The sequence below is a fragment of the Aurantiacibacter arachoides genome (assembly GCF_009827335.1).
Taxonomy (GTDB): Bacteria; Pseudomonadota; Alphaproteobacteria; order Sphingomonadales; family Sphingomonadaceae; genus Alteraurantiacibacter; species Alteraurantiacibacter arachoides.
The window spans coordinates 301,915-314,054 of record NZ_WTYH01000001.1 but is presented as its reverse complement, the minus strand read 5'-3'; the positions used below and the strand labels follow the sequence as shown (position 1 = coordinate 314,054).

Here is a 12,140-nt window from a genome sequence, read left to right as displayed (position 1 = left end):
GTGACAACCACGGCACGCGCCGCCATCTGCCCGGGCGAGGGCAAGGAATTCCACATGGCCGAGGTCGAGCTCGACGACCTGCGCGAAGACGAGATCATGATCCGCGTGGTCGCCACCGGCATCTGCCATACCGACATGGCCGTGCGCGATCAGCAGCTGCCCACGCCGCTTCCCGCAGTGCTGGGGCACGAGGGCGCGGGGATCGTCGAGGCCGTGGGTGACAAGGTCACCGTCGCCAAGGTGGGCGACCGGGTCATCGCCAGTTTCAATTCCTGCGGTCACTGCCCCAGCTGCGATGTCGACGCGCCCACCTATTGCTACGAATTCGGCGCACACAACTTCTCCGGCCGCCGCGCCGACGGATCGGCGACGATCACGCGCGACGGCGAGGCTGTCGGCGGCAATTTCTTCGGCCAGTCGAGCTTCGCCACCCACGCCATCGCGCACCAGCGCAACGTGGTGCGCGTGCCCGACAGCGCGGCTGACCTGCCGCTGGAACGCCTCGCGCCCCTAGGGTGCGGGCTGATGACCGGCGCGGGCGCAGTGCTGCGGAGCATGGACGTGCGCGAGGGGCTGCCCATCGCCGTGTTCGGCACCGGCACCGTGGGCCTTGCTGCAATCATGGCCGCGAAGATCGCCGGCGCCGATCCGATCATCGCCGTCGACATGCACGAGAGCCGGGTGGAACTGGCAAGGGAACTGGGCGCCACGCACACCGTCAAGGCAGGCGATGACGCGATGGACAAGCTCAAGGCCATCGCGCCACAGGGCCTGGCCTACGCCTTTGACACCACGGGCGTGAAAAAGGTGATCGAAGGCGCCTTCGAACAGATCGCGCCCAAGGGCATCCTCGGCCTCGTCGGCGCCAGCCCGCCCGAAGACATGCTGTCCCTCAACGAGGCGGCGCTGATGGGCGGCGGCAAGCGGGTGATCGGCATCCTGGGCGGCGACAGCGACGTGGGCAGCTTCATCTGCGAACTGATCGCCTATCACCAGGACGGCAGGTTCCCGTTCGATCGCCTGATCCGGTATTTCGATTTCGACGACATCAACGCCGGCATCGAGGCCAGCGAGAGCGGCGAGGTGGTCAAGCCCGTGCTGCGCATCTCGGCGGAATAGCCCGCCAGTGAAGGCCGTCAGCTTCCAGGGCCTCCACACGCCCCTCGCGTTCGAGGATGTGGCCGACCCCGTGCCCGATGCGGGCGAACTGGTGGTAGCGGTAGGCCGCTGCGGCATCTGCGGCAGCGACCTGCACATGACCGAGGATGCCGCCTACGGCTGCGAGCACGGCGACATCCTCGGCCACGAATTCGCAGGCGAGGTGGTCGCGCTGGGCCGCGACACGACAGGTCCGAAGGTGGGCGATCTCGTCTCGGTCATCCCGCTGAGGAGCTGCGGGGCCTGCGAACCTTGCCGCAAGGGCGAGGTGCAATGGTGCGCGGCCTTCGGCCTGCAAGGTGGCGGTTATGCGCAGTACGCCGTCACCCGGCCCAACCAGTGCGTGCCGCTGCCCGCTGGCCTTTCGCTGGCCGATGGCGCCATCATCGAGCCGCTGGCGGTGGCGCTCCACGGGGTCAACCTATCGGGCATGAAGCGGGGCGACCGCGTGCTGGTGCTGGGTGCGGGGCCGATCGGGCTGGCGGTGGCGTTCTGGGCGCAGCGCATGGGTGCCGCGCGCGTGGCGGTGCAGGATATTGCCCCCTTCCAGCAGCAACGCGCGATTGCTCTGGGGGCGGATGTGTTCGTGGTCGATCCCGGCGATCCTGTCGGTAGCGCGTCACGCAGTCTCGGCGGCCCGGCGGACGTGGTCTTCGAATGCGTCGGCGTTCCCGGCCTGATCGACCAGGCGGTGCAGCAGGTGCGGCCGCGGGGCACCATCCTGCTGCTGGGCCTCTGCACCCGGCCTGACACGATCCACACCTTTCCCATGCTGAGCAAGGAAGTGCGTCTCGTCACCAGCGCGTTCTTCACCGTGCCCGAATACGAGGCTGCCCTGCGCGCGCTGGAGGAGGGCGCGGCCCAGCCCCGCGCGCTGGTGACCGACATCATCGCGCTGGACGACGTGCCCCGTGTCTTCGAAACGCTGAAACGCCCCAACGCGCAGTGCAAGGTGCTGATCGCGCCCTGATCGCGGCCTGACTGGGTCCGCCTAGTCGTAGGTGACGTCCGCCAGTCCCTGCCCGCCGTCGGCAATGAAGCCGGCGATCCGCTCTTCCAGCACCGGCAGCGGGACGGATCCCAGAGCCAGCACCACATCGTGGAACTTGCGGATGTCAAAGGCATCGCCCAGCGCCGCCTCGGCCTCTCCCCGCAAGCGGCGGATGGTCATCTCGCCCAGCTTGTAGGCCAGCGCCTGTCCCGGCCAGCTGATATACCGATCCACCTCGGTCCCGACCTCGTGGCGGGAGAGCGCGGTGCGGCCCGCAAGGTAATCGACCGCCTGTTCCCGCGTCCAGCCATAGTGATGGATGCCGGTATCTATCACCAGCCGCGCGGCGCGCCACATCTCGTAGCTCAGCCGGCCGTAGCGTTCGTAGGGCGTGCGGTAGATGCCCATCTCCTCGCCCAAGAACTCGGTGTAGAGGCCCCACCCCTCGCCCATGCCGCTGAAATACAGGTTGCGGCGGAAGGCGGGCAGCTCGCCCGTCACCTCGCGCTGGAAATTGGCCTGGAAGCTGTGCCCGGGCGAACATTCGTGAAGGGTAAGCGCGGGGATGTTGTAGACCGGCCGGCTGGGCAGATCGTGGGTGTTGATCTGGCAGTAATCCTCACCCCCGCGCCCGGCGGTATAGAACGGCGCGATGGCATCGGGCACCGGGCGGATGGAGAATCGCGCGCGCGGCAGGAAGCCGAAATATCGCTCAATCTCGCCATCGACGCGGACCTGGACGTAGGCGGCAACGCCCATCAGTTCGTCGGGCGTGGCGGCAACGAAACGCGGATCGCTGCGCAGCGCCTCGTTGAACTCGGCGATGGAGCCGGAAAAGCCGACCTCGTCCATGATCGCCTGCATCGCCGCCTCGATCCGCGCCACCTCGGCAAGGCCCACCGCGTGGATTGCCTCGGCACCCATGTCCAGCGTCGTGTACTGCCGGATGTTCTGCGCATAATAGGCCGCGCCATCGGGCATGGCCTCGGCGGCCAGCGTCTCGCGCGCGGCGGGAAAATAGTCGTCGCGCAAAAAGGCCAGCAAGGCGGTGTAGGCGGGCACGATGTCCTGCGCGATCACCGCCTGCGCCTCGGCCCGCAGCCGTGCGCGCTCAGCCTCGGGGATACGTTGCGGCATCTGGTCGAAGGCTGCCAGGAACGGGTTGCCTTCGAGCTGGGTGTAGGGCCGCACGGATTCGTCGCGGCCCGCCAGCGTGGCGCGCGGCACGGAAAAGCCGCGGGCAAGGCCGGTGCGGGCGTTGGCCACGTTCTGCTCCAGATAGCGCGGCACCTGCCGCATCCGAGCCAGGTAGTCTTCGTATTCGCGCACCGTATCGAGGCCCGATGGCGCATCGAGGTAGGTCCAGAAGTTGGAATCGGAATCGAACGGCATTTCCCATTCGCGGTAGGTCGCATCGCCGATCCCCTCGGCCAGCACCGCCCGCAGCACGGCGGCGTTGACGCGTTCCGTGGGGGAAAGCGCCGCGGTATCGATCGCGTCCAGCCTTGCAAGGAAGGCGGCGGCGGCAGCGGCATTGGTCTCGCGCGCGGCGGCGCTCTGGTCCGACAGGGTGGGCCCCTGCTCGATCTCGCCGCTGGCGGTCTCGTAATAGCCGGCGCGCTCCAGCGTCCAGTCGTAGTATTCGCCATACAGCGCCTGCAGCGCGGCATCGGACGCGCCCGCTTCCTGGGCGGCAATGGGCGGAGCGGCAACGGTGGCAAGCAACAACGCGGACAAGGCGGCGCTGAACGAGGGGGCGATCTTCATGTGCGATCCTTTCGGCAAGCTTTGAACGTGGTGCTAGGCGCTTGCCCTCCATCCCGCAAACGTCCATCGCGCGCCATAATGACCGAACCGCAGGCCAGCCGCGCCAAGCTTATCACCGGTCCGATCAACGGACATCTCGTGCGGCAGACCGCGCCCGCCATCGTGGGCGTGGCGGCGATCATGTCGGTCGGGATCGTCGATGCCTATTTCGTCGGTCGCCTGGGCAAGGCCGAACTTGCCGCGATCAGTTTCATCTTTCCCGTCATCACCGCCTTGCAAAGCCTTGGCGTGGGGGTGATGGTGGGCATCAATTCGGTGGTCAGCCGCGCGCTGGGCGAAGGCGATGCCGAGCGAGCGCTGGCCCGCGCCAACCTGGGCATGGTGATGGGTGCCTTTGCCGGTCTGGTGCTGGGCATCGCGCTCTACGCGCTGCGCGGGCCGCTGTTCGCGGCCATGCAGGCCGATGCCGAGATCCTGTCGCTGACCGACGCCTACATGGCACCCTTCGCGCTGGGCTTTCCGCTGATGATGGCGATGATGGGCATGAACGGCGTGCTGCGAGGCCAAGGCGCAGCCAAGAGCAACACCGCCGTGCTGGTGCTGTTTTCCGCCGCCAACTGGGTGCTCGATCCGCTGCTGATCACCGGCGCCTTCGGGTTCGAGGGGCTGGGCGTGGCGGGCGCCGCCTGGGCCACGGTGGGCGGCTGGCTGGTGGCGATCGTCGCCGCCTTCTGGCTGCTGGAACGGCACGACCTGCCATTTGCGCCGGCGTCGATGAAAAACTGCAACTGGCGGCGGCAGGTCAAGGCGATCTGGCGCGTCGCCGGGCCAGCGGCCTTTACCAATGCCATCAACCCCGCCGGCCTCGCGGTACTCACCGCGCTGCTTGCCTACGAAGGGCAGGCGGCGGTCGCCGGGTTCGGCACCGGCGGGCGGTTGCAGGCCTTTGCGGTGGTGCCGCTGCTGGCCCTGTCAGGCTCGATCGGCGCCATCGTCGGTCAGAACTGGGGCGCGCAGGAGCATGGCCGGGCGCGAGAGGCGCTGGTCAAGGCCGGGCTGTTCAGCCTCGCCTACGGGCTTGGCGCGGCCGGCGTGCTGTTCTTTTCGCGTCGCTGGTTCGCCAGCCTGTTTACCGAAGACCCTGAGGTGCTCGTCGCCACGTCGGCCTATCTCGCGATCTCGGTGTGGGGCTATGCCGGATACGGCGTGCTGATCGTCGTCAACGGGGCACTCAACGCCATCGACCGGGCGGGCCATGCACTGGCGCTTTCGCTGGCACGGGTGCTGCTGGTGATGGTGCCCATCGCCTGGGTGGCGCGCGCCACGATCGGCACGCAGGCTGTCTACCTGGCGGAACTCGCCGCCAACCTGCTGGGCGGGCTGGCGGCGGCGGCCATTGCCTGGTGGGTGCTGTGGCGCACAAGCGAGCCCGGTGGCGAGCCCCTGCCGGAGCCCGCCCCGGAGGCGTCAGTCGAGCGGGCGGCTTGAACCGAAGAACAGTGCCTGGCTGATAGCCGCACGCACCGTGTCTTCCTGGAAGGGCTTGGTGATGAGATAGGTCGGCTCCGGGCGATCGCCCGTCAGCAGCCGTTCGGGATAGGCGGTGATGAAGATCACCGGCACCGAATCGATGGCCAGGATATCGTCAACCGCGTCGAGGCCCGAGGACCCGTCGGCCAGCTGGATATCGGCGAGCACGAGGCCCGGCGTCTTGCCGGCAACCACTTCCTGCGCCTGGGTGCGGGTAGCCGCCGTGCCGCAGATTTCGTGCCCGAGTGAGCGCACCAGGTCTTCGAGCTGCATGGAGATGAGCGGCTCGTCCTCGATAATGAGCACGCTGGTGGTGGTCTCGCGCTCGATCTCGCCCACGGCCTCGCGCACCAGCGATTCCACGTCGCCTTCGCCCACGCCCATGATATCGGCCGCCTCGGCGGGAGAGAAATCCTCCACCGTGGTCAACAGCAAGGCCTGACGGTTGATGGGCGTGATGCGCTTCAGCTGGTCCTGCGCGGCGATTTCATGGATCGAGCCGTGATCCCGTTCTTCGTCGACTTCCATGTAGGCACTCGACCACACCTTGTTGAACGCACGATAGAGCGGCACCCGGCCACCGCGCAGCGATTCGGCAAGCTCCTCATCCGCCAGCGCGGCTTCGAGCGTGGCCTGCACGAAGGCATCGCCGGTGGATTGCGAACCGGTCAGCGCGCGGGCGTAGCGGCGGAGAAACGGAAGATGAGCTGCGACTTCGGCGCCGATGGACATAGGTACCCTTCCCGTGAAAATTCGTCGCCCAACAACGATTGCGCGCGCGGAGGGTTCCGAACGGCTGGCTGGGCTGTCGACAGGCCCTAAAATCCGCCGTCGCCACAGTCGACACATATTTTCCCATTTTTTTTTGAAAACGCCTGGGAACGCAAATTCGGGAGGGTCATTTAGTCTATGTCACCGCCGAGACCCCCCTCCCGTCCAAGCGGCCGGTGACACGATCCCGAAAGGCCTCCGTTCACAACGAACGGAGGCCTTTTTTTTCATCGCGTGCAAAACAAGACGGAAAATCAGGTGGCAGCACCAGACGCACCGGGCCACCTACGTCGATAGTGTTCGAGTGTGGAAAAGCGGGCGCGCCGCTCAGCCGAACATGCGCGCGATCAGCCCGCGCTTCTGCTCGCGAGCGGACAGTTCCTGAACCAGCAGATCGGGGTCGTAGGGCTTCTCAAAGACCGGACCCAATTCGGCAACCTCGGGCGGTATCGATTCGGGCGACCCGGTGGAAAAGGCGATGCGCGGCGGCCGCGCGCCAAGCATGGTGACGATCTCGGCAATGGCCCAGCCATCGTTCCGGTCACCCAGATGAACGTCGAGCACGATGGCATCGGTTCGCTCGTTCTTTTCGAGTTCCAGCTTGGTGGCCTGCATCGTCGTGCAGATCACCACCTCGCGCGTGCCGGCGCGCAGGAATGCGTCCTCCAGCGTCATCGCCAGCACGGGATCATCCTCCACCAGCAACACGCGGCCGAGCGCCTTGCCGCGGGCAGCGGTCTTGGCGGAATCCAGCGACTTGTCTTTTGATGGCATGAGCGCGACGAACCTTTCGGATGCACTTGCGGCACCCAGACCATCCAACGTCGCGAAAGGCAGGCAAGTTCCCTGCTTCTCCGAAGGGTATCTACAGGTCCTTGGAAAAGATGCGATATTCGCGGTTCACGCGCGACCGGATGGCATCGGCTATGGCCACCATGCCCTGGTTGTCCTCCAGGATCCAGCCGATCTCCGCACGGTGCGCCCCGTGGCTGCCGACGGCGTAGCGGCGGATGTACTCGATCATCATGAAGGCCAGCTGGCTCGCCATGCGCGAGTTCTGATACTTGGGCACCACGCCCATCAGGGGCACGCGGAAATTGGCATCGTCGGGATCGCGCAGCCACCACAGCAACTTCGCCCAGTTGAAGGGGAACAGCCTGCCGCCATAATCCTTCAGCTTGCGATTGATGTCGGGCCACGCGAGCATGAAGGCGGCGGGTTCGCCGTCGACGTAGGCGATCATGTTCGCGCCCTTCAGGATCAACGGCTTGAGCTTTTTCGCGCCATAGGCCTTTTCCGCCTCGGTAAAGGGCACGAAACCCCAGTTCCGCGACCAGGCCTGGTTGAGGATATCGATGCAGATCGCCGCATCTTCCTCGAACCGCGACAGGTCGACCTCGCGCACCGTGATGCGGCTCGACCGTTCGCCCGATGCGACGATCCGGTTGATGAGGTCGGGAAACCCGTCGGCCAGAGTGTGGATGTCGTAGGTGTAGAGGCTCTTGGCCTTGGCGTAGCCCTGTCGTTCAATCCAGCCCCGGTATTCCGGCTTGTTGTGACCCATGAGCAGCATCGGGGCATGATCGAAGCCCTGCACCAGCAGGCCGGGCTCCTCCCAGATGGACAGGCTGATCGGCGCCAGCACGCGGGTCATGTTCTGGTCGCGCAGCCACTGCTCCGCGCCGGCGATCAGTGCGGCGGCCACGGGCTCGTCCGCCGCCTCGAACATGCCCCAGTTGCCCGTGCCCGGCCCCATGCCCTGTTCGGGCGGCTGTTGCAACGCCAGTTCGTCGTAGTGGGCAGAGATGCGCCCCACCACCCTGCCATTCCGGCGGGCGAGAAACAGCTGTACCCTGGCGTGATCGTGAAACGGGTTCTTGCCCGGCGTCAGCAGTTCGCGAACGTCGGCGCGCAGGGGCGGCACCCAGTTGGGATCGCTGGCGTTCAGGGTGTAGGCGAGTTCGATGAAGGCATTGAGGTCGCCCTTGCCCGAAACGGGTGCAATATCTATTTCAGCAGCCACGCAAAACGCCTTCCATTCAGCTTGGCGCAGCACTGGTTGCGCTACGGGCGGCGTGTCAAGCCAGACCATCCGGGAATACGCCGAAGTGAGCGATGCAACGATGATATTGGACCCTGCCCTTTCCGGCGATGCCGCCGGACGTAGGCGGGTGCACGCCAACATTCCCGATGACAAGGCGATGCTGCGCGCCGCGGTGGAGCTGACGCGCGACATCACCGAGGCGAAACCGTCGATCTACTGGCCCGACATGCTGCTGTCCGCCACGGTCGGCTATGCCGCGCTGGCAGGCACCATCCTCAGCCAGACGCCGTGGATCGCCTGGACCTGCGCCCTGGTTGCGGTCTTCGCGCTGTATCGCGCGCTGCTGTTCATTCACGAGATCAGCCACCTGCACCGCGATGCCCTGCCTGGCTTCCGCACGGCCTGGAACCTGCTCGTCGGCATCCCGATGCTCACCCCCAGCCTGATGTACGAGCACGTCCACACCCTGCACCACGCGCGCACCAAGTACGGCACGCAGGAGGACCCGGAATACATGCCGCTGGCCCTGATGAAACCGTGGAGCCTGCCGCTGTTCGTCCTTGTCGCCGCACTGGCACCTGTTGCATTGCTGTTCCGCTGGGGCGTTCTCACGCCGCTTGGCCTGCTGATCCCGCCGCTGCGCCGCCTTGCGTGGGAGCGGTTTTCCGCCCTGTCGATCAACCCGCAGTTCCGCCGCAAACCGGCCGACGCCAAGCTGCGCGGCTGGTTCCTGTTCCAGGAACTGGGCGCAAGCATCTGGGCGATATTCCTGATGACCACGCCGCTGTGGCTGGGATGGCGGCCGCTGTTGATCGCGATGGCAGTCACCGCGGCCGTCGCCGTGTTCAACCAGCTGCGCACGCTGGTGGCCCACCTGTGGGAGAACGAGGGCGAGGCGATGACGGTGACCGCGCAGTATCTCGACAGCGTCAACGTGCCGCGCGTCATCGCCGGGGCCTGGGCGCCGGTGGGGCTGCGGTATCACGCCGTCCACCACCTCATCCCGTCGATGCCCTATCACTCGCTGCACGAGGCGCACCGGCGCATCTCGGCGCACCTCGGTCCGCAATCGACCTTTGCCGAGTCAAGCCATGCCGGCATGTGGCCGTTGGTCGGGCGGATCGCCCGGTCGACGATGGGCAGGCGCGGCTAGAGCCCTTCGGATAGGGGCGCGTCGTCCGGCTGGCCGGACTCGTCGCCATCGTCCGCGGGCAGTTCGCCTTCCACCGCCTCCGCGCCCGAAGCGGTTTCGGTCGGCATCGGGTCGACCATCGGCTCTTCCGCGATCACGATGGGTTCCTCGGCGGACACCACGAGGTCGTCGCTTTCGTCGTTGGCGGTTTCGCCGCAGGCATTGAGCGTGAGCAGGGCGAGGACCGCCAGCGAGGCACCGCGCACCGCCATCATTCCTCCGTGCGGACGAGCACGGTCTCCCCCACGAACAGGAACAGGAAGAACGGCGCCCAGGCGGCAATCAGTGGGGAATACCCGCCGAAACTGCCCATCGCGAGCGCGGCGTTGTCGACCACGAAGTAGGCGAAACCCAGCGCCATCCCGATCACCGCGCGGATGAACAGGTTGCCCGACCGCGCCAGACCGAAACCTGCCACTGCGCCCAGCAGCGGCATCAGCACCGCCGACAGCGGCCCGGAAAACTTGTGCCACCACTTGGCTTCGAGCTCGGTCGTGCGCCGGTCGGCTGAACGCAGGGCCTGGATCGAGCGGGAGAGCTGCGGCAGCGTCTCGGCATCGGGATCGACCCGCCGCAGTTCGACCTGTCCCAGCTCCACACCGGGGGCCACGGTCAGCGCCGGCGCCGTCGTGGTCTGCGCGGTGGCGACATCGAAGCTGGTCGTGTCCTCCAGCCGCCACCCGGCGTCGGCCCCGGCATAGGTTGCCCGCGCGCCTTCCACCTGGCGCACGATCATGCCGTTCGCGTCGCGTTCGTAGAAGGTCACGTCGGTCAACACCGTGCGCGCGCCTCGGCCCGCCGCGGTCGCAGCCATCAGGATGTCGTTGCCGTCGTTGAAATACACGTTCGCGCGGGTCGCCGGATCATCCGGAATGGCGGCGTATTCGACCGCTTCCCACGCCTTCAGCGTCGCATTGGCGCGCGTTACCACGCGTTCGTTGAAAGCAAAGGAGACCCCTGCGACGATGACGCCCATCAGCAGCAAGGGGGCCAGGATCTGGTGCGCGGACAGGCCCGCCGCCTTCATCGCGATCACCTCGGAATTCTGGTTCAGCCCGGCAAGGGTGATGATCGTCGCCAGCAACACCGAATAGGGCAGGAATCGCGACACCAGTTGCGGCACGCGCAAACTGGCATAGGTCAGCAGTTCGCCCTGGCCATTGCCCGGCGCCGCCAAAATATCCCCCGTCTTGCCGAGCAGGTCGAGCATCATCAGCACCAGAACCAGCATCGCCAGCACGGCCACGATGCGCATGAAGAACATCTTGGCGAGGTAGACCGTCAGCACTCGCGAGGGGAAGAAATCAAGCATCGCTCATCGCCTCCCGCTGCCGGGTCGCGGCGCCGTGGGTGTCGTGGTCGTCCTGATCGTCGAATTCGTCCTCCGCGACGAAGCCCTTCAGCTTGTCCCGGCCGAGCAGCTTGCGCAGGCGGCGGCGGATCTTCTTCCAGAAACTTTCGAGGAACCCGATCGCCTGCCCGCCCGGCACGAAGGCGACCTGGTAATACATCCACCCGATGATCGCGACCATCACCGCGAACGGTCCCCACAGCGCGAGGAACGGGTCGACCTGGCCGAGCGCGGCCACGTCCGATCCGTACTGGTTGATCTTGTGATAGGCGACGACGATCACGATCGACAGGAACACGCCCAGCGAGCTCGTCGACCGCTTGGGCGGGATCGCCAGCGCCACGGCCAGCAGCGGCAGCATCAGCATCATCACCACCTCGACCATGCGATAGTTGAAGGCGGCCTGGCTCGCCGCGCGTTCGATGCCGCTGCTATCGGGGCTCCAGCCGATTTCGAGGAGTTGCGGCAGGATATATTCGCGCTCGTCCTCGCCCCGCTGGCGAAATTCCTCCAGCGCCGGCAGGTCGATGGGCAGATCATGCTGGCTGAAGCTGAGAACGCGGGGCGTGCCGTTCACCACGTCGTGGACGATGGTGCCGTCCATCAGCCGCAGCACCAGGGTGTTGCGGTTCTCCCGATTGGCGAGAAACTGCCCCTCGCGCGCGGTGATCGACAGGACCTGGCCGCGGGAATCCTCCAGCCGCGCGAAGATGCCGTCGAGCTGGCGCCCTTCATCGCGGCTGCCCTCGATACGCAGCGCCAGTCGCCGGTCGATGGTGTTGAATTCGCCGACCTTGATCGAAGCGCCGAGCGCGCCCGATTGCAGCTCGAACTCCATTTCCTCGTAAGCGAAGCGGGCGTTGGGCTGGATGTAGCCGACGATGGCGAAATTGAGCGCCACCAGGGCAAAGGTGATGAGATAGGGCACGCGTAGCAGCCGGGTGTAGGACCAGCCGACCGCGCGCATCACGTCAAGCTCGCTCGACGTCGCGAGCTTGCGAAAGGCGAACAGCACGCCGAGCATCAGGCCCAGCGGGATCGCCAGCCCGGCGTATTCCGGCACGACGTTCAGCAACATCGAGAACACGACACCGATGGGGCCGCCTTCCGTGCTGACGAATTCGAACAGGCGCAGCATCTTTTCCAGCATCAGCAGGCTTGCCGCGAGCACGAAGATGCCCAGCATGGGCACCACCGTGAGGCGGAAGATGTAGCGATCAGCAGAGGTGATGAAGCGGGACACGTGTCTCAATGGACGTAGCGGGCAGGAACGGGTTCCCGCAGGCCTTAGCGGCAAAAGCCGAAGCGGTCATGCGCGAATGCCGAACGCCGCCGC

General features: G+C 66.3%; 11 protein-coding genes. 4 read left to right on the top strand and 7 right to left on the bottom strand.

What is annotated here, in order from left to right:
• Both GRI62_RS01600 and GRI62_RS01595 read left to right on the top strand, forming a co-directional pair.
• On the top strand, nucleotides 1–1,119 hold the full coding sequence (locus GRI62_RS01600) for an NAD(P)-dependent alcohol dehydrogenase (protein ID WP_131451693.1): 1,119 nt from the start codon (nucleotides 1–3) through the stop codon (nucleotides 1,117–1,119).
• A 7-nt stretch (nucleotides 1,120–1,126) separates the two neighbouring features.
• Nucleotides 1,127–2,128 (top strand): alcohol dehydrogenase catalytic domain-containing protein, encoded by a 1,002-nt coding sequence (locus GRI62_RS01595; RefSeq protein WP_131451692.1) that lies wholly within the window; start codon nucleotides 1,127–1,129, stop codon nucleotides 2,126–2,128.
• A 21-nt stretch (nucleotides 2,129–2,149) separates the two neighbouring features.
• Here the strand turns inward: GRI62_RS01595 and GRI62_RS01590 are convergent, their stop codons facing one another.
• Entirely contained in the window at nucleotides 2,150–3,916 is a 1,767-nt protein-coding gene (locus GRI62_RS01590; RefSeq protein WP_131451691.1) for a DUF885 domain-containing protein, read from the bottom strand.
• Nucleotides 3,917–3,994: 78 nt separating this feature from the next.
• On the opposite strand from GRI62_RS01590, the gene GRI62_RS01585 reads away from it, so the two are divergent.
• A complete protein-coding gene (locus GRI62_RS01585; RefSeq protein WP_131451690.1) occupies nucleotides 3,995–5,404 on the top strand; it encodes an MATE family efflux transporter in 1,410 nt (469 codons plus the stop codon).
• Here GRI62_RS01585 and GRI62_RS01580 read toward each other — a convergent pair.
• The 3 genes from GRI62_RS01580 to GRI62_RS01570 all read right to left on the bottom strand — a co-directional run bounded on the left by GRI62_RS01580 (nucleotide 5,384) and on the right by GRI62_RS01570 (nucleotide 8,240).
• The gene (locus GRI62_RS01580; protein WP_131451689.1) at nucleotides 5,384–6,178 is read right to left on the bottom strand and encodes a response regulator; all 795 of its coding nucleotides are present in this window, start codon (nucleotides 6,176–6,178) and stop codon (nucleotides 5,384–5,386) included. The two genes, GRI62_RS01585 and GRI62_RS01580, sit on opposite strands and share 21 nt — an antisense overlap.
• Before the next feature lie 366 nt (nucleotides 6,179–6,544).
• The gene (locus GRI62_RS01575) at nucleotides 6,545–6,991 is read right to left on the bottom strand and encodes a response regulator (protein WP_131451688.1); all 447 of its coding nucleotides are present in this window, start codon (nucleotides 6,989–6,991) and stop codon (nucleotides 6,545–6,547) included.
• A 91-nt stretch (nucleotides 6,992–7,082) separates the two neighbouring features.
• Nucleotides 7,083–8,240, bottom strand: coding sequence for an N-acetyltransferase (locus GRI62_RS01570; RefSeq protein ID WP_131451687.1), 1,158 nt, complete (start codon nucleotides 8,238–8,240; stop codon nucleotides 7,083–7,085).
• Nucleotides 8,241–8,340: 100 nt separating this feature from the next.
• On the opposite strand from GRI62_RS01570, the gene GRI62_RS01565 reads away from it, so the two are divergent.
• Entirely contained in the window at nucleotides 8,341–9,414 is a 1,074-nt protein-coding gene (locus GRI62_RS01565; protein ID WP_131453711.1) for a fatty acid desaturase family protein, read from the top strand.
• Here GRI62_RS01565 and GRI62_RS01560 read toward each other — a convergent pair.
• The 3 genes from GRI62_RS01560 to GRI62_RS01550 are packed head-to-tail and all read right to left on the bottom strand — an operon-like array spanning nucleotide 9,411 to nucleotide 12,047.
• Nucleotides 9,411–9,659 carry a hypothetical protein gene (locus GRI62_RS01560; RefSeq protein WP_131451686.1) on the bottom strand — a complete coding sequence of 83 codons (249 nt, stop codon included), beginning with the start codon at nucleotides 9,657–9,659 and terminating at the stop codon, nucleotides 9,411–9,413. The two genes, GRI62_RS01565 and GRI62_RS01560, sit on opposite strands and share 4 nt — an antisense overlap.
• Nucleotides 9,660–9,664: 5 nt before the next feature.
• The gene (lptG, locus tag GRI62_RS01555) at nucleotides 9,665–10,765 is read right to left on the bottom strand and encodes an LPS export ABC transporter permease LptG (protein WP_131451685.1); all 1,101 of its coding nucleotides are present in this window, start codon (nucleotides 10,763–10,765) and stop codon (nucleotides 9,665–9,667) included.
• Nucleotides 10,758–12,047, bottom strand: coding sequence for an LptF/LptG family permease (locus GRI62_RS01550; RefSeq protein WP_267904491.1), 1,290 nt, complete (start codon nucleotides 12,045–12,047; stop codon nucleotides 10,758–10,760). The genes lptG and GRI62_RS01550 overlap by 8 nt, the downstream gene beginning before the upstream one ends.
• Between the last annotated feature and the right edge of the window lie 93 nt (nucleotides 12,048–12,140).

Coding starts and splice junctions, on each gene's coding strand:
- GRI62_RS01590 (WP_131451691.1), bottom strand. CDS start 3,916: ATGAAGATCGCCCCCTCGTTCAGCGCCGCCTTGTCCGCGTTGTTGCTT.
- GRI62_RS01585 (WP_131451690.1), top strand. CDS start 3,995: ATGACCGAACCGCAGGCCAGCCGCGCCAAGCTTATCACCGGTCCGATC.
- GRI62_RS01580 (WP_131451689.1), bottom strand. CDS start 6,178: ATGTCCATCGGCGCCGAAGTCGCAGCTCATCTTCCGTTTCTCCGCCGC.
- GRI62_RS01575 (WP_131451688.1), bottom strand. CDS start 6,991: ATGCCATCAAAAGACAAGTCGCTGGATTCCGCCAAGACCGCTGCCCGC.
- GRI62_RS01565 (WP_131453711.1), top strand. CDS start 8,341: ATGATATTGGACCCTGCCCTTTCCGGCGATGCCGCCGGACGTAGGCGG.
- lptG (WP_131451685.1), bottom strand. CDS start 10,765: ATGCTTGATTTCTTCCCCTCGCGAGTGCTGACGGTCTACCTCGCCAAG.